Source organism: Mycolicibacterium fluoranthenivorans, from assembly GCF_011758805.1.
GTDB classification, from domain to species: Bacteria; Actinomycetota; Actinomycetes; order Mycobacteriales; family Mycobacteriaceae; genus Mycobacterium; species Mycobacterium fluoranthenivorans.
Genome location: NZ_JAANOW010000001.1, coordinates 1,140,727 through 1,161,462 on the forward strand (window position 1 = coordinate 1,140,727; position 20,736 = coordinate 1,161,462).

A 20,736-nucleotide genomic window follows, 5' to 3' on the forward strand; every position below is an offset into this window, starting at 1 on the left:
CCCGACCATGTCAACAGCACCGCGTCCACGGATCATCACCATTGCTTTCTGGCTGACGATGGTGGGTGCGGTCCTGTTGCTGGCCGGCGGAATCCTGGGCATCACCACGTCGCTGACCACACCGGTGAGCGCGTTCCCGGCGTCGATGGGCCAGGGGCAGGCGCACCGCATTCTGCTCATGCACGGCGGCGTCGGTGCCGTTCTGGCGCTCGCGGGTCTCGGCCTGAGTTTCCTGGCCGGACGGACCCGCAACGGCGACAAGCGGTTCCGCCGGGCGCTGGCGGCGCTGGCGGGCGTGGTGGTCTTCCTCGTGTTCCTGATCGCCCTGTTCGCGCCCTACAACCTCGAACTGCTCACCCTCATCGGTGTGGTTCCGGTGGCGATCGGTGCGACGCTGTTCACCCGGCCTCCGGCCGCGGACTGGTTCGAGGATGCGTCGTGACCTCCGCGGACCCTCAGGACGAGCCGCAGGTGCTGTTCTACGAGCCGGGCGCCAGCTGGTGGTGGCTGCTGGTGGGTCCGCTGTCGGCACTGGCGATGGCGTCGATTCAGCTGACCGGCGGCGCCGGCGTGCAGTTCGGTGTGCCGGCGGTGTTCCTGGTGCTGGTGAGTGGTTTCCTGGCGATCCAGATCAAGGCGGCCCGCATCCACACCTCCGTGGAGCTGACGCCGCACACCCTGCGCCAGGGCACCGAGACGATCGACACCGCGGACATCGTGCGGATCTTCCCCGAGGCGAAGGGGGCTGAAGCCGAGAAGTGGCAGTCCTACCGCGCGCTCGGCGAGCTGACCGGGGTGCCGCGTGGCCGGACCGGAATCGGGCTCAAGCTGTCCGGTGACCGCTCCGCGCAGGCGTGGGCGCGGCGGCACCGTACCCTGCGCGCCGCGCTGCACAGCGTGGTGGAGGAACCGGCCCTGTGAACCGCCGTGCCCTGGTCGAACTCGTGCTGGCGTTCGTCGCGCTGGTGGGATGTGTGCTGAGCTGGCAGGCCGCGGGCGAGACCGCGCAGGCCGCCCCCATCACCGACGGCGAGCCGTCGACCACCTCGGTGGTCTACTACCCGCCGCTGATCGTGCTGGCGCTGGTGCTGGCGACGGCGGCGGGGGTGCTGGCGGTGCTGGGCATCGCGCGCCTGCGTCGGCGCTGAGCTGCGCACCGCAGTCCTTCGTCCGTGGACTTCTGCGGACGTTCCACCCTCTCGCGTGAGCTCCGCCACACCCGCTTGGAACAAAGTTCAAAAGTTGTAACACTGTACCCATGACCGAACTGGCCGAGCAGCCGCAGCACGCCGACTCCCTCCCGCTGGGCCCCGAATCGCTGGTGTGGAAGTACTTCGGTGACAACCGGATGTATCTGATCGGGCCGCGCCCCGCCGTCCTGCAGAACATGCTGGCCGAGCTGGGCCAGGGCGTGCTGGATCACTCGGTGTTCTTCGCGGACACCGCCGCGCGCGTGAAGCGGTCGATCCCGCCGATCATGATGACGGTGTACGGCTCTGACGACGACAACCCCGGCCAGAAGGTGCGCGATTTCCACAAGAACATCAAGGGTGAGATGCCCAGCCAGGACGGACAACCGGCCGCGCGCTACCACGCACTGGACCCGGAAACCTACTACTGGGCGCACGCCACCTTCGTCGAGCAGGTGCTCTACTTCGCCGATACGTTCGTCAAGCGGTTGAGTGACGATGAGAAGGAGCGGATCTACCTGGAGTCCAAGGCCTGGTACCGCCGTTACGGCGTGAGTGACCGCGCCATGCCCGCCACCTACGCGGAGTTCGTCCAATACTGGGACCGGATGATGGACGAGATCGTGGTGGGCCACAAGACCGCCCAGTACGGCGTCGGTTATGTCACCAAGGGATTCCCCAAGCCCAAGGGCGTCTCGCCGCTGGCATGGAAATTCATTGCGCCGGTGTTCAACCCGATGGCGGCGTTCCTCACCACCGGCGGCCTGCCGCCGCGGGCCCGGGTGCTGCTGGACCTGCCGTGGACAGAGCGCCAGGAGCGCAACTATCAGCGATTCGCCGCGTTCTGGCGGTCCGGGCCGGTGAACTGGCTCTGGGATCGGCTGCCGATGTCGGTGCGCTACAACAAGTTCGCGCAGCAGGGTTATGCCAGCCAACGGGCCGGCCAGCATGCCGGCGCCTGACGCCACGCAACTGATCCTCGACGCCGCGCTCGTCGAGTTCGAACGGCACGGGTTCCGCCGCGTCGCGCTTGACGATGTCGCAAAGCGGGCCGGCGTCAGCCGCACCACCATCTACCGCCGGTTCGTCAACCGTGACGAACTGGTGGGTGCGGTCATCGAGCGCGAGAACGTGGCGCTGTTCGCCGATATCGCGCACGAGCTGAAAGCAGCAGGGCCGCAATCGAATTACTATGTCGAGGCGTTCACCCTGTCCATCCTGCGGTTCCGTAGGCACCGGGTGCTCAACCAGATGGTCATCGACGAACCCGCGCTGGTGATGGAACTGATGCACCGGCACTACGGGGCCGCGGTCGGGCGGATGGCCGACGCACTGCGGGTGATCTTCCCGCCGGGTTTCGCCGACCGGATCGGGGAGCGGGCCGTGAACGACCTCGCCGACACCATCCTTCGTTATGCGGCGATGGCGTTGCTGCTGCCGAGTGTGGAGCCGTTGCAGACCGCCGACGACATCCGGGCGTTCGCCGTGAAGCATTTCCTGCCCAGCCTGCCTGCGGCGTTGCGCACCATCTCGGCGTGATCGCGCCGCGCAGTGTTTGGTGGGTCACAGTTGCGGGCAGCCTTCACCTATGAGTAACGAAGGCCAGCTGCCCGCGCAAGAGCCACTGGAAGTCACCGCGGAACACCACAAGAAAGCCGAAGACGTCATGAAGTCCTATGACGACTCCCGGCCGACCGTCACGTTGCCCGGCAGCAACGGCACGGTCTCGGGGACTGCGATCAACGATTGGCTCGATGGCGACGGCAAACCCCGCTACGGCGAGGCCGACAGGACATAACCTGACCGGTGTGACCCCGCTGGAGCGAATCGCACCTGCCTTCATCGAGATGGCCCATTCGATCGTGTGGGCCTCGGTGGCCACCGTCGACGTTGACGGCCGGCCGCGCAGCCGGATCCTGCACCCCATCTGGGAGTGGGACGGGACCGATCTGCTGGGCTGGATCGCGACCGCGCCCACCCCGGTCAAGAAGGCGCATTTGGCGGTGCACCCGTACGTGTCGGTGAGCTACTGGACGCCCAGCCACGACACCTGCAGCGCGGAGTGTCTGGTCGAGTGGTACACCGACGATGAGACCCGAACCCAGGTGTGGGACAAGTTCGCCACCGGCCCGGCCCCGGTCGGCTACGACCCGAGCATCATCCCCGGCTGGGACAGCCCGACCTCACCGTCGTTCGCGGCGCTACGGCTGACGCCCCATCGCCTGCGGGTGATGCCGGGTGCGGCGATGATCACCGGCTCCGGGGTGCTCAACTGGCACGCGTGAGCAGCAGGGTGAGTTCGACACCCGTCGCCTGGAGAAGTCTGCGCCACGGCCGCGGTCACGAGCCCGTCCGGGTCAAGAGCACAGCCTGCTCGAAGGGGATGTGCGGGAAGACGAATCGGGCCGGCCCCGTGACGGTCTGTGCCGCTTCGGCTTTGGTGACCACCCGGGGATCGGCGTAGCCGGCGGTTCGGCCACCCCGCTTGATGGTGGCCGTACCGGTCGCGGTGATGTTCTTCAGCCAGTCCCGGTTCGGGCCGTAGCTGAGCAGGATCGCGACGCCGTCATGGGTGCTGAACACCGACAGTGGTGTGCGGTAGGGCTTTCCGGACTTGCGGCCGACGTGCTCGAGGATGCCCATGGTGGGCAGCCAGCCCGCCCACAGCCGTTGGATCGGGTTGGTGACATACCGGTTGAACCGGGCCAGCCATTGCGGTAGCTGCATGGTGTCGATCCAAGTCCGATACGGGGACTATCACAAGGGCTGTTGGGGCCGCCGGACTCGATTCGGCGTCCATTATTATGACTGATGTATCATCCCTTTAAATGGGCTCACGATCGACAAGTTCCGTCCCCAGGTCGGGGCCGGCGGGGGAGGGGTGTATGCGGTGCTCAAGCATGGCGCGGTGGTGATCGATACGGCGCTGCGCCGTCGGCCGCGGACGCGCGTATCCGCGGCGGATCTGGACAGTTTTGCCGCCCGTCTGAATCGGCTGTTCGACACGGTCTACCCGCCGGGGCGCGGCCCCTACTGCAGTCGTGAACTGGTGACCGCTCTGGCGAACCGCGGTCTGGCGCTGTCCGCGCCGTATCTGTCCCAGCTGCGCCTTGGCCGGCGCGGTAACCCGTCGCTGGAAACGATGGAGCTGATTGCCGAGTTCTTCGGTATCCGAAGTGACTACTTCACCGGACGCGACGAGAGCTACCGTCGGCGGCTCGACGAAGAGCTGTATTGGCTTGCGCTGTCGCGCAATCCAGGAATCCGCCGCGTCACCACCGCGCTGATCCAGCTGCCGCCCAAGCGTCAGGAACAGATCCTTGCTGCCGCAGGGGTCTGACCGCCGGTGCAGATCATGAGTCGGCTATTCCGAGCGCCCGCAGGGCGTTGTCCTTCAGCACGCGATCAACGGTTGTTGCCGGGATATCCAACGTGGCGAAGTCATCGCGCCAGAGGTCGACATCATGACCGGGATAACCGGAGCCGAAGAGAACCTTCGTCGACAACGTGGTCCTGATCGCGTCGACGAGCAGTGGTGGGAAGTCTCTGGGGGACGTTCCGGACAGGTCGATGTAGACGTTGGCCTTGTGGGTCGCAATGGCGATCTGCTCGTCGAGCCACGGCACCGCGGGGTGGGCCATCACGATGGTCAGTTCCGGAAAGTCGGCAGCAATATCGTCGAGCATCATCGGGTTGGAGTAGCGGAGCTTGATCCCGCGTCCGCCGGGCCGGCCGGCGCCGATGCAGGTCTGGCCGGTGTGGAAGAGCAGGGGCAGCGAATGCTCGGCGATGGCTTCGTAGATGGGGTAGAACTGTCGATCGTTGGGTTCGAATGCCTGAACACTCGGATGGAATTTGAACCCTCGTACCCCGTATTCGCCGGCGAGGCGGTGCGCGCGATGGACGGAAGCAGTACCTTGCCAGGGGTCGACCGACCCGAACGGGATCAGTACATCTGCGTTGAGCGCGGCTCGTTCGGCTATCTCCTCGACGGAATTGGGCGCGCGCCCGGTCGCTGCAGTGGCGTCGACGGTGAAGACCACGGCGGCCATGTTGCGCTCGCGATAGTACTGGGCCACCGCGTCGATGGTCGGGATCGCTCCCGCCAGCGGTGATGCGGCGCTCTGAATCGAGAGCCCGGGTTCGTCGGTGCGCCAGCGGCGGCCGTCCCAGTCAATGGACACATGAGCGTGGATGTCCAGCGCATCGATGGTGTCGAAATCGATGTCGCACGCATAGAAGGTCATGACCGGCCGGGACCGATCGATCCAGCCTGTGCTCTGACGGAAGGGAGGGCGACGCGCCCAGAACATGCCTGCATGCTGAGTTAGTCGCTGGCCGCGCCCCAAACCGAATGGTGATGCGCATCACATGCGTGTGAGGTGGACACGGTCGTGCTGGGTCGGGTCGTCGAGGAGTGCGGCGCCGGCTACCCGACGACGCTGATCACCCGCTGGTCGCGCTGAGCCCGCGCTGACCGAACAGCTCCAGCATCGCGTGCAACACGGGCTCATGTGCCGAGCGTCGGGTGTAGGCGCCGATGGTCAGGGCGGGATCGCCCTCGATGTCACGGATGGCGGTGCCGGTGGATTCGAGGCCCACGGTGAACGTTCGCGGAACGACGGCGATCCCCAGACCATTTGCCGCGCAACGGGTCACATCCGCAATCTGACCGAGTTCGAAGATGATCTCGCGGTGCAGGCCGGCATCGCGGAACAGCGTGTCGACCATGGTGCGCAGCCGTGAACCCGGATGGAATTCGATGAAAGGCCCCGCGGCGGCCAGCTGGGACAACGGTATCGGTCCGTGCGGCGCGGTCGAGGAGGTGGCGGGAGCGGGCGAGATGACCGGAACAACGGCCACCAACGGCTCGGCAGCGGCCAGCGGGCGAAACGTGAGTCGGGGATCCGGAAGCGGTGACACCGAGCCGGCCAACGCGATGTCGAGCGAGCCGTCCGCGACCGCGTCGATCAGTTCCGCGCTCGGGCCGGCGGTCATGGTGATCCGAACCTGCGGATACCGGCCGCGCAATCGCCCGAGTGCGGCCGGCACATCGAGGACGCGCGTCGCGGTCTGGGTACTGCCGACACGCAACGTGCTCAGCGACTCCGCCGTGTAGGCGCTCATCTTGGCCCGCAACTCGTCGGCCAGTTCCACCATGCGGCCGGCCGTGGCCATGAAGAGCTCGCCGGCCTCGGTCAGGCTCACCTGCCGGGTGGTCCGATGAAAGAGCCGGACGCCGAGTTCGCCCTCCAACTGCGCGATCTGCGTGCTCAGCGCGGATTGTGAGATGTGGCAGCGGCGGGCCGCGGCGGTGAAGGAGCCGGTGTCGGCCACCGCGAGCGCATAGGTGAGCTGCCGCAATTCCATTTGTCAAAGAGATTAATGTTCCGCGATCTATCCATCAATCAGATATCGGGGATGTGCCAGACTCGTGCGGTCATGTCTAGACAAATGGGAGTGTCATGTCCGTGAATCTTGCCGCCGCGCCCGTGGCGGTCCTCGGCGCCACCGGTGCTCAGGGTGGTGCCGTGGCGGATGCGCTGCAGGCCAGAGGGGTGCGGGTGCGGGCGGTGGTGCGTAATCCGGATTCGTCGCGGGCGCACGCCCTCGTGGCCGGGGGAGCCGAGGTCGTCGTCGCCGACCTCGCCGACGAGAGCGCGCTCACCGCGGCGTTCGCCGGGGCCGCGGGCGTCTTCGCGGTGACGACACCGTTCGAGGAGGGGCCCCACGTCGAGGTCGAGCAGGGCCTGCATGTGCTGGCGGCCGCCGAGCGAGCCGGCGTCGGGCACCTGGTCTATTCGTCGGTGGCCAGCGCCGACCAGAGCTCCGGCGTGCCGCATTTCGACAGCAAGGCCGAAATCGAACAGGCGCTCGCGGCGACCGCCGTGCCGCATACGATCGTCGGACCCACCTTCTTCTTCGACAACCTGCTCGGTGCGATCAGCGAGCTCGGCTCCGGAGTGCTGGAGTTGGCGCTGCCGGTCGATCAGCCGTTACAACAACTGGACCGCCGAGACCTCGGCAGTTTCGTGGCGCAGGTGTTCGACGAGCGGGAACGGTTCGTGGGGCGGCGCATCGACATCGCCTCCGATGCGATCACTCCCCGCCAGATGGCCGCGGCGTTGCAACGCGCCTCCGGCCGGCCGGTCCGGGCGCTCAGCTTCGACCCTGCCGATATCGAGTCGCCGGATATGCGTGCCATGTACACGTTCCTCACCGACCGTGGCTACGCCGTGGACACCACCTGGTTGCACCGTGAGTTCTCGGGCGTCGGCTGGCACAGGTACGACGACTGGCTCGACGACACGCTGTCCGCGAACCGGGCGGGCTGACCATGCGCGCACTCGCAGTCGCGGTGGTGGCGCTGGCCCTGGCGTTCGGTGTGGCGCCGTCGGCCGCGGCTGTCCCGACGGATGCCGTTGGCGCGCAATACGACTCCGTCCACGTCTATGTCGACCCTGCCGACTTCGACACGTTCGTGCACAGCTGGGTGTCGACCTTCGGCGGAACGACGAGCGCGGCAGCGACCACGCACGTCACCCCGACACCGAGCACCACCCGGTCCCAGCTCATCCTGTCGCCGGTGGGCACCCTGTCGGTCTTCGGATTCACCACGCCCGTGCCGTATCCCTTCGGCACCGAACGCGGCGGCTGGCTGATGGCCGATCTCGACGCCGGATTGGCCCATGCGGAGGCTGCCGGCGCCACCACGGTGGTGGCGCCCTTCGACGACCCCATCGGCCGGGACGCGATCATCCAGTTCCCCGGCGGGGTGCGCACCCAGCTCTATTGGCACACCACGGCGCCCGCGTATCCGGCGCTGCGCACCGTGCCGGACAACCGGATCTATCTGTCACCCGGTGACGTCGAGCCCTTCCTGCGTTCCTATGGGGAATTCACCGGTGCCACTGTGGATTCGGACCAGCCGGCCGCGGACGGCGGTCTCCTCGGCGCGCCGGGGACGACGTTTCGGCAGATCCATCTGTCCGGGCCGTTCGGCAACACCATGGTGTCGGTGACCGACGGGCATCTGCGGTATCCGTTCGGCCACGAACTCGCCGGCTACGCCGTCGACGATGTCGAGGTGACTCTGATGAAGGCGAAATCCGCTGGTGCACAGGTGCTCTCGCCGCCCGCCGGGTCGGCGCGAAGCGCCGTCCTGCGATTTCCCGGCGGCTATCTCGCCGAAGTTCACGCGATCTGAAGGAGTGCCGGTGCTCACCGTCGGACTGGTCGGAGTCGGAGACATGGGCGCGCAGATGCTGCCGCGTCTGCTGGACGCCGGATTCGAGGTGACCGCCTTCGACACCGACCCGGACCGGTTGCGCTCGGCGGCTCAGGTGGGGGCGCGCCCGGCCGATTCGGCGGCACGGGCGGCCGCGGCGAGCGATGTGGTGCTCAGTGTGGTGATGTCGCAGGACATCCCGGCCGCCCACTACGGTGAGCACGGTGTACTGGCCGGGTTGGGGCCGGCCAGTGTGCTCGTGGTGTGCTCGACGACCACGCCTGGGATCGTTGCGGACCTACAGGCACAGGCAGGTCCGCACGCACTCCTGGTCGATGCGCCCATCGTCGGCGGTGTCCGGTACGCGCGCGAGGGGACGGTGACCTTCCTCGCCGGAGGCAGTACCGACGCCGTGGACCGGGCCGATCCCGTGCTGTCGGTGCTGGGCAAGGTGGAGCGGGTCGGGCCCTACGGCTCAGGTGTGGCCTACAAGCTGATCACCAACGCATTCGTGATGGCCGCCGAGGTCGGACTGCGGGAAGCGCTCGATCTCACCGACATCCTCGGTGGTGACTACGGCACCGCGCTGCGCCTGTTCGGTCTGGGCCCGATGGCCGCGGTGACGGCCCGGGCGCTGGATCCCTCGAACCCCCGCCCGCTGCGGGCGTCGGCCGAGGATTTCGACACGTTGTTGTCCGTCGTCGAGGATCCCGACCTGCTGCCGATATGTGCCGCCGGGCGGGACCGGCTCTGGGCCGCGGTGGACGCCGAGACCGGATTCGAGCCCGAGTTCATCGATCTCACCCGCAGAACCACCGCCCGGCCCCCGTACCGGGCAACCTGACCAGGGACATCTCCCACCCGAGCCTTTCCACTACACCCTGTAGTTGGGGTGGTGTGCGGAACTGGGACACTGGACACCATGACAAGCACGGCCGCCTCCGCTGCATTGTTCGCCGACGCCTGCGCAGTCATCCCCGGCGGCGTGAATTCGCCGGTCCGGGCGTTCAGCGCGGTGGGCGGCACCCCGAGGTTCATCACCAAAGCCGATGGGTACTGGTTGACCGACGCGGACGGCAACCGCTACGTCGACCTGGTGTGCTCATGGGGTCCGATGATCCTCGGGCACGCCCATCCCGATGTCGTGCAGGCCGTTCAGGAAGCCGCGGTCAACGGGCTGTCCTTCGGCGCTCCGACGCCGTCGGAGACCGAACTGGGCCGCGCCATCATCGAGCGGGTCGCGCCGGTGCAGCGCATCCGCTTCGTCAACTCCGGCACCGAGGCCACCATGAGCGCCATCCGGTTGGCCCGCGGCTACACCGGCCGGCCGAAGATCATCAAATTCTCCGGCTGCTATCACGGGCACAGTGACGCGCTGCTCGCCGACGCCGGTTCCGGGGTCGCGACGCTGGGGCTGCCGTCCTCACCCGGCGTCACGGGGGCAGCCGCCGCGGACACCCTCGTGCTGCCATACAACGACGTCGCCGCCGTGGAGGAGGCTTTCGCCGCCCACGGCGAACACATCGCCTGTGTCATCAGCGAGGCCAGCCCGGGCAATATGGGCACCGTGGCCCCGCTGCCCGGCTTCAACGCCGCGCTGCGGCGGATCACCGCCGAGCACGACGCCCTGCTGATCCTGGACGAGGTGATGACCGGGTTCCGGGTCAGCCGATCCGGCTGGTACGGCATCGACCCGGTGGACGCCGATCTGTTCACCTTCGGGAAGGTGATGAGCGGCGGGCTGCCCGCCGCCGCCTTCGGCGGCCGCACAGAAGTGATGGAGCGCCTGGCCCCGCTGGGGCCGGTCTATCAGGCCGGCACCCTGTCCGGGAACCCGGTGGCGATGGCCGCCGGACTGGCCACCCTGGCGGCCGCCGACGACACCGTCTACGCCACTCTGGACGCCCACGCCGACCGGCTGCACGGACTGCTCACCGCCGCGCTCACCGAAGCTTCCGTGGCGCACCATATTTCGCGCGCGGGCAACTTCCTCACGGTGTTCTTCGGCGACGGGCAGCCGACGAACTTCGCCACCGCGAAAGCCACCGAGACCTGGCGCTACCCGGCCTTCTTCCACGCGCTGCTGGACGCCGGTGTCTACCCGCCCTGCAGCGCATTCGAAACCTGGTTCGTGTCAACGGCTCTCGATGACGCCGCATTCGACAAGATCGCCGAAGCGCTGCCGCACGCGGCCCGGGCCGCCGCCGAGGCCACCCAGTGAGCACAGTGCCGGTGAGAACGACAGTCCACGTGATGCGCCACGGCGAGGTGTTCAATCCGGAGAAGGTGCTCTACGGCCGGCTGCCCGGCTACCACCTCTCCGATCGTGGCCGGGCCCAGGCTCAAGCCGCCGCCGACTGGCTGGCATCGCACGACGTCACCCATATCGTGGCCTCCCCGCTGGAGCGGGCACAGGAGACCGCCGCGCCGATCGCCGCGGCGCACGGGCTTGCCATTCATACCGACGCCGACCTGATCGAGTCGTGGAACCAGTTCGAGGGCGAGCGGGTGGCCCCCGGCGACGGCGCCCTGCGCGACCCCCGCAACTGGCCGCGGCTGCGCAACCCGATGAAACCGTCCTGGGGCGAGCCGTATGTCGAGATAGCCCCACGGATGACGGCCGCCCTGCACCGGGCGCGCGAGAACGCCGAAGGCCATGAGGCGGTGTGCGTCAGCCACCAGCTGCCGGTGGAGACGCTGCGCCGGGCCATGACCGGACGCAGGCTCGCTCACCTGCCGTTACCGCACAGCCGACTGTGCAACCTCTCGTCCATCACGTCCTTCGTGTTCGACGATGACCACCTCGTCCGGTGGGCCTATACGGAGCCCTGGGGTCTGTAGTGAAGTGGTTGGCTGCGCTGGCGACGGCGCTTGTGGTGCTCACCGGTTGTTCCACCGGTGACGACGCCGTCGCTCAGGGGGGCACCTTCGAGTTCGTCGCTCCGGGCGGTAAGACCGATATCTTCTACGATCCGCCCGAGAAGCGCGGCACCCCAGGGAAACTGGCGGGGCCCGACCTGATGGACCCCAACCGCACGCTGGCCCTGGACGACTTCGCTGGCAAGGTCGTCGTCATCAACGTGTGGGGCCAGTGGTGTGGGCCCTGCCGTTCGGAGATTCCCCAGCTGGAGCAGGTGTTCGAAAAGACCCGCGACCTCGGGGTCGCTTTTCTCGGCATCGACGTGCGGGACTACAACCGGGATGCGGCAAAGGATTTCGTCATCGACCGCAAGGTCAGCTTCCCGTCGATCTATGACCCGCCGATGCGCACCATGATCGCGTTCGGCGGTAAATACCCGACCACCGTCATCCCGTCCACGGTGGTGCTGGACCGGCATCACCGTGTCGCCGCCGTGTTCCTGCGTGAGCTGCTGGCCGCCGACCTGCTGCCGGTCATTGAGCGCTTGGCTTCGGAAAAGTGATGGCGAAGTGACGGCGACGTGAACCCCACCGAGCTCGTATCCAACGGTCCGGTCCTGCTGGCCCTCGGCGTCAGCGTGCTGGCCGGGCTGGTGTCGTTCGCGTCGCCGTGCGTGGTGCCGCTGGTTCCGGGCTATCTGTCGTATCTGGCCGGCGTCGTCGGGGTGAGCGAGTCCGATGACCGCGGTAGGTGGCGGGTGGTCGGTGCGGCCGCGCTGTTCGTCGCCGGCTTCACGGTGGTATTCCTGCTCGGCAGCGTCGCGGTGCTCGGCATGACGACATCGGTGATCACCAATGAGGCACTGCTGCAACGTATCGGCGGTGTCGTCACCATCGTGATGGGCCTGATCTTCGTGGGCGTCATCCCGCTGCTGCAACGGGAGGCCCGGTTCGCGCCGCGCCAGCTGTCGACCCTCGGCGGCGCCCCCCTGCTCGGCGCGGTATTCGCGCTCGGCTGGACGCCGTGCCTGGGTCCGACGCTGACGGCGGTGATCGCCGTGGCGTCGGCCACCGAAGGGTCGGCGGTCGCGCGCGGTATCGCGCTGGTGATCGCCTACTGCCTCGGCCTCGGTGTGCCGTTCCTGCTGCTGGCGTTCGGCTCGGCGCGGGCGGTGCGCGGGCTGGCCTGGCTGCGCGCGCACACCCGCGGCATCCAGATCTTCGGTGGGGTGCTGATGATCGCGGTCGGTATCGCCCTGGTCACCGGGCTGTGGGGGGACTTCGTGGCGTGGGTGCGGGATGCGTTCGTCAGTGACGTGAGGCTGCCGATATGAGCTCCCTTCAGCGAGTGTGGGCGCTGATCCGCAACACCTGGCGCACCCTGACCTCCATGGGCACCGCACTGGTGCTGCTGTTCCTTTTGGCGCTCGGCGCCATGCCCGGTGCGCTGCTCCCGCAGCGCAGTCTCAACGCCGGCAAGGTCGACGAATACCTGGCCCAGCATTCGACCATCGGGCCGTGGCTGGACAAGGTGCAGGCCTTCGATGTGTTCTCCAGTTTCTGGTTCACCTCGATCTACGTGCTGCTGTTCGTCTCGCTGGTGGGCTGTCTGACCCCGCGGCTGGCCGAGCACATGCGCAGCCTGCGCGCCGTACCGGTGGCCGCTCCGCGCAATCTGGCACGGCTGCCCAAACACCATGAGGCCGTGCTCGATGGGAAGGTCGACGGCGACGCCGCGCAGCTGGCCGCCACCATGAGCGACCGGCTCAAAGGCTGGCGGCGCACCACCCGCCACACGGACGAAGTCACTGAGATCTCGGCGGAGAAGGGTTATCTGCGCGAGTTCGGCAATATCGTCTTCCACTTCTCGCTGCTGGGTCTGCTGGTCGCCGTCGCCGCGGGCAAGCTGTTCGGCTACGAGGGCAACGTCATCGTCATCGCCGACGGCGGACCCGGATTCTGCTCGGCCTCGCCGGCCGCGTTCGATTCGTTCCGGGCCGGCAACACCGTCGACGGCACCTCGCTGTACCCGATCTGCCTGAAGGTCGACGACTTCGACGCCGAGTACCTGCCCAGCGGGCAGGCGGTCAGCTTCGCCGCCAACATCCAGTACCAGGACGGCCATGACCTGTTCACCGACACCTGGCGGCCCTACCGGCTGGAGGTCAACCATCCACTGCGGATCGGCGGCGACCGGGTGTACCTGCAGGGCCACGGCTACGCGCCGACGTTCACGGTGACCTTCCCGGACGGGCAGAAGCGCACCAGCACGGTGCAGTGGCGTCCCGACGATCCGCTGACGCTGCTGTCCTCCGGGGTGATCCGGGTGGATCCGCCCGGCGGCACCTATCCCGACCCCGATGAGCGCCGTAAGCATCAGATCGCGGTGCAGGGGCTGCTGGCCCCGACCGAACGGCTCGACGGCACCCTGCTGTCGTCGAGCTTCCCGGCGCTCAACGATCCCGCGGTGGCCATCGACATCTACCGCGGTGACGCCGGCTTGGACACCGGGCGCCCGCAGTCGTTGTTCACCCTGGACCCACGGCTCATCGGGCAGGGCCGGCTGACCAAGCAGGCCCGGGTCAACCTCAAGGCAGGTGAACAGACCCGGTTGAACGACGGCACGACGATCCGGTTCGACGGCGCGGTCCCGTTCATCAACCTGCAGGTCTCCCATGACCCTGCGCAGGTGTGGGTGCTGGTGTTCGCCATGTCGATGATGGGTGGGCTGCTGGTCTCCCTGGTGGTGCGGCGGCGGCGCGTGTGGGTTCGGCTTACCCCAGGCGCGGCAGGTACGGTAAGCGTCGAGCTGGGGGGTCTGGCCCGAACCGACAATTCCGGGTGGGGTGACGAGTTCGAGCGGCTCACCGTGAAGCTGCTGGGAGAAGAGTGACGCGCGCATGAATACAACGCACATCGATATCGGGCTGGCCCGCTATTCGGACTGGGCCTTCACCTCGTCTGTGGTCGTGCTGGTCGTCGCCTTGATCCTGCTCGCCGTCGAGCTGGCGTACGCGCGGGGCCGCAAGGTCGAAGCCCGCGAACTCGTCGGGGCGACAGCGGGCACGGGAGCCGCTACGGCGGCGACATCGGGCAGGGGCGCCGCAGTGGGCGCGGACAGCCCGACCCCCGGCGTCATCGCCGACACCCCGACCCGGTCCGCCGATGAACGCGTCGGCCGCGCCGGCCTGGCGCTGGTGTACGTCGGCATCGCGCTGCTGGCCACGTGCATCGTGCTGCGCGGTCTGGCCACGGCACGGGTGCCGTGGGGCAACATGTACGAGTTCATCAACCTCACGTGCCTCTCCGGGCTGATCGCCGGGGCGATCGTGTTGCGCAAACCGCAGTTCCGGGCGCTGTGGGTGTTTGTGCTGGTGCCGGTGCTGATCCTGCTGACGGTCTCCGGGCGCTGGCTGTACACCAATGCCGCTCCGGTCATGCCCGCGCTGCAGTCCTACTGGCTGCCGATCCACGTCTCGGTGGTCAGCCTGGGCTCCGGGGTGTTCCTGGTCGGCGGTGTGGCCAGCATTCTGTTCCTGCTCAAGATGTCCCCGCTGGCCGATCGCGACAACGGTTTCGGTCGGATGATCCAGCGGTTGCCCGACGGGCAGACGCTGGACCGGATCGCCTACCGCACCACCATCTTCGCGTTCCCGATCTTCGGTTTCGGTGTCATCTTCGGGGCTATCTGGGCCGAGGAGGCATGGGGCCGCTATTGGGGCTGGGATCCCAAGGAGACGGTGTCATTCATCGCGTGGGTGGTGTACGCGGCGTATCTGCATGCGCGGTCCACCGCAGGCTGGCGTGATCGAAGGGCCGCATGGATCAACGTCATCGGCTTCGTGGCGATGGTGTTCAACCTGTTCTTCATCAATCTGGTCACCGTCGGCCTGCACTCGTATGCGGGGGTGGGCTGACAGTGCCGGTCGGTCCGGATCAGCCCGTGAACTTCCGCGGGCAGCAGAGGTTCAGCGTTCCTGGCCAAGATCCGGCGCAAGAGGTGCCGCCGGAATGGACGGCCCCGACGCCGCCGCACGGGATCCCCGTAGTCGTCCAGGCGAGCGCAGCGACGGGGAGTGCCGGGGCGAGCGCAGCGACGGGAGATATTCCGGCGCAACCGCCGGCCGACCAGACCAGTCCGTTCCCGTTGCCCGCGCCGTACCTGGACCTGTCCACGGTCGCCCTGCTCGGCCAGCCCAAGCGGGCGCCGTCGAGGGGTTGGCGGCGCTGGCTGTATCTGGCGACGTTCAAGACCGTCAATCTCGGTGAGAGCCCGAAGGTCACCGACTACAACAAGTTGCTCGGCGAGGTGGGCCGGCCGCTGCGCGGCTGCTATCGGATCGCGCTGCTGTCCTTGAAGGGCGGCGTCGGCAAGACGACGATCACTGCCACCCTCGGGGCTACGTTCGCCTCCACCCGCGGTGACCGCGTCATCGCGGTGGACGCCAATCCCGATCGCGGCACCCTGAGCCAGAAGGTCCCGCTGGAGACCCCGGCCACCGTGCGGCACCTGCTGCGCGATGCCGAGGGCATCAACGCCTACAGCGATGTCCGCCGCTACACCAATCAGGGACCCAGCCGGCTGGAGGTGCTGGCCTCCGAAAGTGATCCGGCGGTGTCGGAGGCGTTCAGTTCGCAGGATTACTCCCGAACCCTTGAGGTGCTGGAGCGGTACTACAGCCTGGTGCTCACCGACTGCGGCACCGGCATGCTGCATTCGGCGATGGCCGCGGTGCTGTCCCATGCCGACGTGCTGATCGTCGTCAGCTCGGGTTCGGTGGACGGCGCGCGTTCGGCATCGGCCACGCTGGACTGGCTCGACGCCCATGGTCATCAGGACATGGTGCGCAATGCGATCGCCGTGGTGAACGCGGTTCGCCCGCGGTCGGGCAAGGTGGATTTGCAGAAGGTGACGGATCACTTTGCGCGGCGCTGTCGCGCGGTGCTGCAGGTACCCTTCGACCCGCATCTGGAAGAGGGCGCCGAGATCAGCCTGGAGCGGCTGAAACCGCAGACTCGAGAGGCGTTGATCAAGCTGGCCGCCGTGGTCGCAGCGGGATTCCCGAGCACGACCTGAGCGGTCGCGCCCGGCTAACTGCGGGGGTTGTTGTCCCCGTGGCCGAGGCGCCGGAGGAAATCCGGGTCATCGTCGGGACCGATCACCCGTGTGCGTGGTCGATCTGCCGATGCCCGAACCACTCGCAACACCGCATAGGCAAGCCCGGCCACGATCAGGACCAGGAGTAAGTACTGCAACGAAAACCTCCTTGATCCGAATATACGCGCCGTGGGTAGGCTCAGGCCCGTGTCTGAAGGTCGGCCGGGTACCCGGATGTTGCGTGATGTCGGAGCTTATCTGTTGGCCCGGCTTGCCCTTGCCGCTGTACTCACCGTGCTGATCGTCGGGGCCGGCCACCTGGTCGGGATACGCGACTTCCCGTTGATCGTGGCGGCGCTCTTCGCCATCGTGTTGGCGTTGCCCCTGGGGATCTGGGTTTTCGCGCCGCTGCGCCGGCGCGCCACCGCCAGCATCGCGGCGTTCGACGAACGCCGCCGTAAGGACCGGGAGTCGTTGCAGGCCCGGCTCCGTGGTGACGACGGGCCGGAGCAGAGCTAGGCCCGAGCTAGGCCCGAGTTAGTTCAGGGCTAGGCCCGAGCTAGTCAAAGGCCGCCCGCACGACGCCACGCAACCAGGCGTGGCGGTGATCGGTGTCGAAGATGCGGTTCCAGATCATCAGATACGGCAGGGTCGCGACCTCGGTGGGCGCGGGCACGGCACACAGTGTGCCGTCGCCATCCCAGCCCGCTCGTAGTCGAGCGGGAAGCGTTGCGATCAAATCGGTTCCGGGTAGCAGGGCCAGTGCCGACGAGTGGTAGGGCACCGTGACGGCGGCATCGCGGGGCCGGCCCAGCGACGCCAGGGGACGGTCGACGGCGGTCTGCCGGCCGTCGGAGGTGTCGATGACGATGTGCGGATAGCGCAGATAGTCATCGAGCGTGACGGGGGCGGCACCGGTCAGCGGGTGATCATGGGCCAGCACGCAGACGAAGTCCTCGACGAAGAGCACTTCGGCCTGCAGATCTGGTGGCAGGTCCCCGCCGTAGAGCCCGATATCGACTGCGCCGCTGCGGATTTGCTCGGTGATTCCGTCCAGTCGCAGGTTGTGGAACCGCACCGCTGTGGCGGGGGACTGCGTTCGCACCTGTCGGCATATCGCGGGACCTAGGGTCTGCACGGCGTAGTCGCTGCCGGCCAGGTTGACCGGAGCGCTGGACTGACTCGGGTCGAAGTCGTTGGGGGACAGCAGATGCTGTAACAGCGGGACCACGGTGGTGAGCTGGTCGTAGATGTCCTGCGCCCGGGCCGTGAGCCGGAATCCGTCCGGGTCGCGCACCAGCAGCGGATCGTCGAGGACCCGGCGCAGCCGTTGCAGCGCCCGGCTCATCGCGGGCTGGCTCAGGCCCACGCGCGCGGCGGCCCGGGAAACCTGACGTTCCTCGAGCAGGGCGACCAACGGCGTGAGCAGATTCAGATCCACCCGATCGATATGCGTGGTGAGCATGGAGAGAATCATAAATATGCATGTGACAGATGGTCGGGGAACGCGCAGGCTGGGTGTATGAAGATCTCCGGCAACACCGTTTTCATCCCTGGCGCCACCAGCGGTATCGGTCTGGCTCTGGCACTCGCATTGCGGGACAAGGGGAACAACGTCATCGTCGGCGGCCGCCGGCAGGAGCTGCTGGACCAGATCGTGGCCGAGCACCCCGATGTGCATGCCGTCCGGATCGACACCGCCGATCCGGACAGCATCACCGCCGTCGCCGCGCAGGTGCTGACCGCGCATCCCGACCTGAACGTGGTGATCACCATGGCCGGGGTGATGAGCATCGAGGACTGGCACCACCCCGAGACCTTCCTGGCGTCGGCCGAATCGACCATCACCACCAACGTGCTCGGCCCGATCCGACTGATCGCCGCGTTCATCGAGCACCTGCAGAACCAGCCGGCGGCCACGGTGATGACCGTCTCCTCGGGGCTGGGGTTCACGCCGTTACGGGTCACCCCCAGCTACAACGCCTCCAAGGCGGCCATCCACCTGTTGACCGAGACCCTGCGCCTGCAGTTCGCCGGGTCGTCGGTGGAGTTCAAGGAACTCGTGCCGCCCGCGGTCAAGACCGACCTGGTCCCTGGGCAGCGGGACAGCGAATGGGCCATGCCGCTGGAGGATTTCGTCCGCGAGGTCGTCGACATTCTGGAGAAACAGCCCGAGGCCACCGAGATTCAGGTGGAGAACGTTAAGTTCCTGCGGTACGCGGAGGTGCGAGGGGAGTACGAGCACGCGATCGCGGTGCTCAATTCAGCCGACCCGCACGCGAGCTGATCAGCCGAAGGCCAGCGCCGCCGCCACCGCGACCGACCACACCAGCATGGTCAGTCCGGTGTCGCGCAGCACCGGGATCAGGTCGCGCCCACCGAGACCGCGGCGGACGGGGGCGGCGGCGCGCACTGCCAGGGGTGCGGCCACCAGCCCCGCGGCGCACCACGGGGTGGCCAGCATGAGCACCAGCGTCAGCGCGAAGGCCACCGCCACCAGCACCTGATAGAGCACCCGGGTGCGGGTATCGCCGAGCCGCACGGCCAGGGTGATCTTGCCGGTTTCGGAATCGGTGGGGATATCGCGCAGGTTGTTGGCCACCAGCACCGCCGAGGACAGGCAGCCCATCGCCACCGCGGCGGCCAGGCCCACCCAGTCCACGCGCAACGCCTGGGTGTATTGCGTGCCCAGCACCGCGACCAGGCCGAAGAAGACGAACACCGCGATCTCGCCGAGTCCGCGGTAGCCGTAGGGCGTCGAGCCGCCGGTGTACAGCCAGGCCCCGGCGATGCACGCGGCGCCGACGGCGATCAGCCAGGGCTGGCTGAGGATCGCCAGGGCCAGGCCGGCGGTGGCGCCGATGAGCAGGCTGACGATCGCCGCGGTCAGCACCGCGCGCGGGGAGGCCACCTTCGAGCCGACCAGCCGCAGCGGACCGGACCGCACATCGTCGGTGCCGCGGATACCGTCGGAATAGTCATTCGCATAGTTCACCCCGACGATCAGGGCCAGCGAGACCAGCAGTGCCAGCAGCGCCTTCCACCACACGGCCCCGCCCAGCCAGGCGGCCGCGCCGGTGCCGGCGAGAACGGGTGCCACGGCGTTGGGCAGGGTGCGAGGGCGCGCGCCTTCCACCCACTGCGCAAAGGTAGCCATGCGGGTCATCGTCGCATGCTGCGACATGGGGCCTGAGTCGCATGCTGCGACGTGGGGCCTGTGCCGCATGGGTCGCCGGGCAGGCGTGACGAGCGGCACCTTGTCACACCGTGGACACGGCGTGACACTTGTCTCATGACGGACCGCCTGAGCAAGACTGAAATCGCCAAAGATGCCTTGCAGGAAGGTGTCGAGTCGGTGGCGTCGACGGTAGGTGAGGTGGCCACCATCATCACCACCGCGGTCAAGGATGTGGCGAACGCGATCGGCGGCCTGGCCACCGACGCCTTCGCCATCCGGGACGCCGCCAAGCAGGCCGCCGAAAAGGCCGACCTGAACGCGGAGGTGTCGGAGCCCGCCCAGGACTGATCCACCACAATGGGCGGATGCTCGGAGTAATCGGCGGCAGCGGCTTCTATTCGTTCTTCGGAACCGATGCGCGCAGCATCAACCTCGACACCCCCTACGGCGCGCCCAGCGCCGCCATCACCGTCGGCGTGGTCGGCGAGCATGAAGTCGCCTTCCTGCCGCGGCACGGCGTGGCCCACGAGTTCTCCCCGCACACCGTGCCGTACCGCGCGAACATGTGGGCGCTGCGGGCACTGGGGGTGCGGCGCATCTTCGCGCCGTGTGCCGTCGGCAGCCTGACACCCGGGCTCGGACCGGGTGCCATGGTGGTACCCGATCAGCTGGTGGACCGCACCAGTGGGCGCGCGGACACCTACTTCGACTCCGGCGGTATCCACGTCGGATTCGCCGACCCGTACTGCCCGACGCTGCGGTCCGCGGCGGCGGACCTGCCGGGCATCGTCGACGGCGGCACCATGGTGGTGATCCAGGGCCCGCGGTTCTCCACCCGCGCCGAGAGCCGGTGGTTCGCCGATCAGGGGTTCACCCTGGTCAACATGACCGGCTACCCCGAGGCGGTGCTCGCCCGGGAGCTGGAGATGTGTTACGCGGCAATCGCTTTGGTGACCGATCTGGATGCCGGAGTGGAAGCGGGTGCGGGAGTGAGGGCGGTGGACGTCTTCGCCGAATTCGAACGCAACATGGTCGGCTTCAAGAAGCTGGTCCGCGAGGCGATCGCGGGAGTGGCCCCCGAACGCTCCTGCACGCACTGCCTGGCCCATGACGGTGTGGCGCTGCCGTTCGAGCTCCCATAGGACCCCCATTCCGAACAAACTTGACGGGTGTCGATAATGGG

28 protein-coding genes are annotated in these 20,736 nt (G+C 67.7%); 22 read left to right on the forward strand and 6 right to left on the reverse strand.

Annotation, left to right across the window (positions count from 1 at the left end; translation table 11 throughout):
* Positions 1 to 7: 7 nt before the first annotated feature.
* The 7 genes from FHU31_RS05585 (at position 8) to FHU31_RS05615 (ending at position 3,475) form a co-directional block, all read left to right on the forward strand.
* Positions 8 to 442 carry a hypothetical protein gene (locus tag FHU31_RS05585; protein ID WP_167156582.1) on the forward strand — a complete coding sequence of 145 codons (435 nt, stop codon included), beginning with the start codon at positions 8 to 10 and terminating at the stop codon, positions 440 to 442.
* Entirely contained in the window at positions 439 to 921 is a 483-nt protein-coding gene (locus FHU31_RS05590) for a transport-regulating membrane protein Mce1N (protein ID WP_167156584.1), read from the forward strand. Before FHU31_RS05585 ends, FHU31_RS05590 begins: the two co-directional genes overlap by 4 nt.
* Complete coding sequence (locus tag FHU31_RS05595; RefSeq protein ID WP_167156586.1) at positions 918 to 1,148, forward strand: hypothetical protein; 231 nt, start codon at positions 918 to 920, stop codon at positions 1,146 to 1,148. Before FHU31_RS05590 ends, FHU31_RS05595 begins: the two co-directional genes overlap by 4 nt.
* Positions 1,149 to 1,258: 110 nt before the next feature.
* Positions 1,259 to 2,152, forward strand: a complete 894-nt coding sequence (locus tag FHU31_RS05600; protein ID WP_167156588.1) for an oxygenase MpaB family protein — start codon at positions 1,259 to 1,261, stop codon at positions 2,150 to 2,152.
* Positions 2,139 to 2,729, forward strand: a complete 591-nt coding sequence (locus FHU31_RS05605) for a TetR/AcrR family transcriptional regulator (protein ID WP_167156590.1) — start codon at positions 2,139 to 2,141, stop codon at positions 2,727 to 2,729. Before FHU31_RS05600 ends, FHU31_RS05605 begins: the two co-directional genes overlap by 14 nt.
* Positions 2,730 to 2,778: 49 nt before the next feature.
* Positions 2,779 to 2,988: a hypothetical protein gene (locus tag FHU31_RS05610; protein WP_167156592.1), complete on the forward strand. Its 210-nt coding sequence runs from the start codon at positions 2,779 to 2,781 to the stop codon at positions 2,986 to 2,988.
* A gap of 49 nt (positions 2,989 to 3,037) precedes the next feature.
* The gene (locus FHU31_RS05615) at positions 3,038 to 3,475 is read left to right on the forward strand and encodes a pyridoxamine 5'-phosphate oxidase family protein (protein ID WP_167160673.1); all 438 of its coding nucleotides are present in this window, start codon (positions 3,038 to 3,040) and stop codon (positions 3,473 to 3,475) included.
* Positions 3,476 to 3,530: 55 nt separating this feature from the next.
* Here the strand turns inward: FHU31_RS05615 and FHU31_RS05620 are convergent, their stop codons facing one another.
* Positions 3,531 to 3,917 carry a nitroreductase family deazaflavin-dependent oxidoreductase gene (locus tag FHU31_RS05620; RefSeq protein WP_167156593.1) on the reverse strand — a complete coding sequence of 129 codons (387 nt, stop codon included), beginning with the start codon at positions 3,915 to 3,917 and terminating at the stop codon, positions 3,531 to 3,533.
* 238 nt (positions 3,918 to 4,155) lie between these two features.
* Here FHU31_RS05620 and FHU31_RS05625 point away from each other — a divergent pair, with 238 nt between their 5' ends.
* The gene (locus FHU31_RS05625; protein WP_167160675.1) at positions 4,156 to 4,530 is read left to right on the forward strand and encodes a helix-turn-helix domain-containing protein; all 375 of its coding nucleotides are present in this window, start codon (positions 4,156 to 4,158) and stop codon (positions 4,528 to 4,530) included.
* Positions 4,531 to 4,543: 13 nt separating this feature from the next.
* Here FHU31_RS05625 and FHU31_RS05630 read toward each other — a convergent pair whose 3' ends face one another.
* On the reverse strand, positions 4,544 to 5,437 hold the full coding sequence (locus FHU31_RS05630) for an amidohydrolase family protein (RefSeq protein ID WP_167160677.1): 894 nt from the start codon (positions 5,435 to 5,437) through the stop codon (positions 4,544 to 4,546).
* A 199-nt stretch (positions 5,438 to 5,636) separates the two neighbouring features.
* Positions 5,637 to 6,560, reverse strand: a complete 924-nt coding sequence (locus tag FHU31_RS05635; RefSeq protein WP_167156595.1) for a LysR family transcriptional regulator — start codon at positions 6,558 to 6,560, stop codon at positions 5,637 to 5,639.
* 95 nt (positions 6,561 to 6,655) lie between these two features.
* Between FHU31_RS05635 and FHU31_RS05640 the strand changes: the two genes are divergently transcribed.
* The 10 genes from FHU31_RS05640 to FHU31_RS05685 all read left to right on the forward strand — a co-directional run bounded on the left by FHU31_RS05640 (position 6,656) and on the right by FHU31_RS05685 (position 16,354).
* Positions 6,656 to 7,525 carry an NmrA/HSCARG family protein gene (locus FHU31_RS05640; RefSeq protein ID WP_167156597.1) on the forward strand — a complete coding sequence of 290 codons (870 nt, stop codon included), beginning with the start codon at positions 6,656 to 6,658 and terminating at the stop codon, positions 7,523 to 7,525.
* Between the two features lie 2 nt (positions 7,526 to 7,527).
* The gene (locus FHU31_RS05645) at positions 7,528 to 8,397 is read left to right on the forward strand and encodes a VOC family protein (RefSeq protein ID WP_167156599.1); all 870 of its coding nucleotides are present in this window, start codon (positions 7,528 to 7,530) and stop codon (positions 8,395 to 8,397) included.
* A 10-nt stretch (positions 8,398 to 8,407) separates the two neighbouring features.
* Positions 8,408 to 9,262 (forward strand): NAD(P)-dependent oxidoreductase, encoded by an 855-nt coding sequence (locus tag FHU31_RS05650; RefSeq protein WP_167156601.1) that lies wholly within the window; start codon positions 8,408 to 8,410, stop codon positions 9,260 to 9,262.
* Between the two features lie 78 nt (positions 9,263 to 9,340).
* Positions 9,341 to 10,639: a glutamate-1-semialdehyde 2,1-aminomutase gene (gene hemL / locus FHU31_RS05655; protein ID WP_167156603.1), complete on the forward strand. Its 1,299-nt coding sequence runs from the start codon at positions 9,341 to 9,343 to the stop codon at positions 10,637 to 10,639.
* Between the two features lie 32 nt (positions 10,640 to 10,671).
* On the forward strand, positions 10,672 to 11,259 hold the full coding sequence (locus FHU31_RS05660; protein WP_167160679.1) for a histidine phosphatase family protein: 588 nt from the start codon (positions 10,672 to 10,674) through the stop codon (positions 11,257 to 11,259).
* Positions 11,259 to 11,840, forward strand: a complete 582-nt coding sequence (locus tag FHU31_RS05665; RefSeq protein WP_167156605.1) for a TlpA disulfide reductase family protein — start codon at positions 11,259 to 11,261, stop codon at positions 11,838 to 11,840. Before FHU31_RS05660 ends, FHU31_RS05665 begins: the two co-directional genes overlap by 1 nt.
* An 18-nt stretch (positions 11,841 to 11,858) precedes the next feature.
* The gene (locus FHU31_RS05670; RefSeq protein ID WP_090360281.1) at positions 11,859 to 12,611 is read left to right on the forward strand and encodes a cytochrome c biogenesis CcdA family protein; all 753 of its coding nucleotides are present in this window, start codon (positions 11,859 to 11,861) and stop codon (positions 12,609 to 12,611) included.
* On the forward strand, positions 12,608 to 14,170 hold the full coding sequence (gene resB, locus FHU31_RS05675) for a cytochrome c biogenesis protein ResB (protein WP_167156607.1): 1,563 nt from the start codon (positions 12,608 to 12,610) through the stop codon (positions 14,168 to 14,170). The genes FHU31_RS05670 and resB overlap by 4 nt, the downstream gene beginning before the upstream one ends.
* Positions 14,171 to 14,177: 7 nt before the next feature.
* A complete protein-coding gene (gene ccsB, locus FHU31_RS05680) occupies positions 14,178 to 15,194 on the forward strand; it encodes a c-type cytochrome biogenesis protein CcsB (protein ID WP_167156609.1) in 1,017 nt (338 codons plus the stop codon).
* Between the two features lie 2 nt (positions 15,195 to 15,196).
* Positions 15,197 to 16,354 carry a MinD/ParA family ATP-binding protein gene (locus FHU31_RS05685; RefSeq protein WP_263987995.1) on the forward strand — a complete coding sequence of 386 codons (1,158 nt, stop codon included), beginning with the start codon at positions 15,197 to 15,199 and terminating at the stop codon, positions 16,352 to 16,354.
* Positions 16,355 to 16,368: 14 nt separating this feature from the next.
* Here the strand turns inward: FHU31_RS05685 and FHU31_RS31420 are convergent, their stop codons facing one another.
* Entirely contained in the window at positions 16,369 to 16,533 is a 165-nt protein-coding gene (locus tag FHU31_RS31420) for a hypothetical protein (RefSeq protein ID WP_090360272.1), read from the reverse strand.
* A 76-nt stretch (positions 16,534 to 16,609) separates the two neighbouring features.
* Here FHU31_RS31420 and FHU31_RS05690 point away from each other — a divergent pair, with 76 nt between their 5' ends.
* Positions 16,610 to 16,894 (forward strand): DUF4229 domain-containing protein, encoded by a 285-nt coding sequence (locus tag FHU31_RS05690; RefSeq protein WP_170847363.1) that lies wholly within the window; start codon positions 16,610 to 16,612, stop codon positions 16,892 to 16,894.
* Between the two features lie 40 nt (positions 16,895 to 16,934).
* On the opposite strand, the gene FHU31_RS05695 is transcribed toward FHU31_RS05690, so the two are convergent.
* The gene (locus tag FHU31_RS05695) at positions 16,935 to 17,840 is read right to left on the reverse strand and encodes a LysR family transcriptional regulator (RefSeq protein ID WP_167156613.1); all 906 of its coding nucleotides are present in this window, start codon (positions 17,838 to 17,840) and stop codon (positions 16,935 to 16,937) included.
* A gap of 57 nt (positions 17,841 to 17,897) precedes the next feature.
* On the opposite strand from FHU31_RS05695, the gene FHU31_RS05700 reads away from it, so the two are divergent.
* Positions 17,898 to 18,662 (forward strand): SDR family oxidoreductase, encoded by a 765-nt coding sequence (locus FHU31_RS05700; RefSeq protein WP_167156615.1) that lies wholly within the window; start codon positions 17,898 to 17,900, stop codon positions 18,660 to 18,662.
* On the opposite strand, the gene FHU31_RS05705 is transcribed toward FHU31_RS05700, so the two are convergent.
* Positions 18,663 to 19,532, reverse strand: a complete 870-nt coding sequence (locus FHU31_RS05705) for a 1,4-dihydroxy-2-naphthoate polyprenyltransferase (protein WP_167160681.1) — start codon at positions 19,530 to 19,532, stop codon at positions 18,663 to 18,665.
* Positions 19,533 to 19,667: 135 nt separating this feature from the next.
* Here FHU31_RS05705 and FHU31_RS05710 point away from each other — a divergent pair, with 135 nt between their 5' ends.
* On the forward strand, positions 19,668 to 19,901 hold the full coding sequence (locus FHU31_RS05710) for a hypothetical protein (protein ID WP_090360256.1): 234 nt from the start codon (positions 19,668 to 19,670) through the stop codon (positions 19,899 to 19,901).
* Complete coding sequence (locus tag FHU31_RS05715) at positions 19,901 to 20,695, forward strand: S-methyl-5'-thioadenosine phosphorylase (RefSeq protein ID WP_263988011.1); 795 nt, start codon at positions 19,901 to 19,903, stop codon at positions 20,693 to 20,695. Before FHU31_RS05710 ends, FHU31_RS05715 begins: the two co-directional genes overlap by 1 nt.
* The last annotated feature ends 41 nt before the right edge of the window (positions 20,696 to 20,736 follow it).

What these genes read in the sequence shown, in the direction of transcription:
- FHU31_RS05585 (WP_167156582.1), top strand. Translation starts at nt 8, where the DNA reads ATGTCAACAGCACCGCGTCCACGGATCATCACCATTGCTTTCTGGCTG.
- FHU31_RS05600 (WP_167156588.1), top strand. Translation starts at nt 1,259, where the DNA reads ATGACCGAACTGGCCGAGCAGCCGCAGCACGCCGACTCCCTCCCGCTG.
- FHU31_RS05605 (WP_167156590.1), top strand. Translation starts at nt 2,139, where the DNA reads ATGCCGGCGCCTGACGCCACGCAACTGATCCTCGACGCCGCGCTCGTC.
- FHU31_RS05610 (WP_167156592.1), top strand. Translation starts at nt 2,779, where the DNA reads ATGAGTAACGAAGGCCAGCTGCCCGCGCAAGAGCCACTGGAAGTCACC.
- FHU31_RS05615 (WP_167160673.1), top strand. Translation starts at nt 3,038, where the DNA reads ATGGCCCATTCGATCGTGTGGGCCTCGGTGGCCACCGTCGACGTTGAC.
- FHU31_RS05620 (WP_167156593.1), bottom strand. Translation starts at nt 3,917, where the DNA reads ATGCAGCTACCGCAATGGCTGGCCCGGTTCAACCGGTATGTCACCAAC.
- FHU31_RS05630 (WP_167160677.1), bottom strand. Translation starts at nt 5,437, where the DNA reads ATGACCTTCTATGCGTGCGACATCGATTTCGACACCATCGATGCGCTG.
- FHU31_RS05635 (WP_167156595.1), bottom strand. Translation starts at nt 6,560, where the DNA reads ATGGAATTGCGGCAGCTCACCTATGCGCTCGCGGTGGCCGACACCGGC.
- FHU31_RS05640 (WP_167156597.1), top strand. Translation starts at nt 6,656, where the DNA reads ATGTCCGTGAATCTTGCCGCCGCGCCCGTGGCGGTCCTCGGCGCCACC.
- FHU31_RS05645 (WP_167156599.1), top strand. Translation starts at nt 7,528, where the DNA reads ATGCGCGCACTCGCAGTCGCGGTGGTGGCGCTGGCCCTGGCGTTCGGT.
- hemL (WP_167156603.1), top strand. Translation starts at nt 9,341, where the DNA reads ATGACAAGCACGGCCGCCTCCGCTGCATTGTTCGCCGACGCCTGCGCA.
- FHU31_RS05660 (WP_167160679.1), top strand. Translation starts at nt 10,672, where the DNA reads ATGCGCCACGGCGAGGTGTTCAATCCGGAGAAGGTGCTCTACGGCCGG.
- resB (WP_167156607.1), top strand. Translation starts at nt 12,608, where the DNA reads ATGAGCTCCCTTCAGCGAGTGTGGGCGCTGATCCGCAACACCTGGCGC.
- ccsB (WP_167156609.1), top strand. Translation starts at nt 14,178, where the DNA reads ATGAATACAACGCACATCGATATCGGGCTGGCCCGCTATTCGGACTGG.
- FHU31_RS05690 (WP_170847363.1), top strand. Translation starts at nt 16,610, where the DNA reads ATGTTGCGTGATGTCGGAGCTTATCTGTTGGCCCGGCTTGCCCTTGCC.
- FHU31_RS05695 (WP_167156613.1), bottom strand. Translation starts at nt 17,840, where the DNA reads ATGCTCACCACGCATATCGATCGGGTGGATCTGAATCTGCTCACGCCG.
- FHU31_RS05700 (WP_167156615.1), top strand. Translation starts at nt 17,898, where the DNA reads ATGAAGATCTCCGGCAACACCGTTTTCATCCCTGGCGCCACCAGCGGT.
- FHU31_RS05705 (WP_167160681.1), bottom strand. Translation starts at nt 19,532, where the DNA reads ATGGCTACCTTTGCGCAGTGGGTGGAAGGCGCGCGCCCTCGCACCCTG.
- FHU31_RS05710 (WP_090360256.1), top strand. Translation starts at nt 19,668, where the DNA reads ATGACGGACCGCCTGAGCAAGACTGAAATCGCCAAAGATGCCTTGCAG.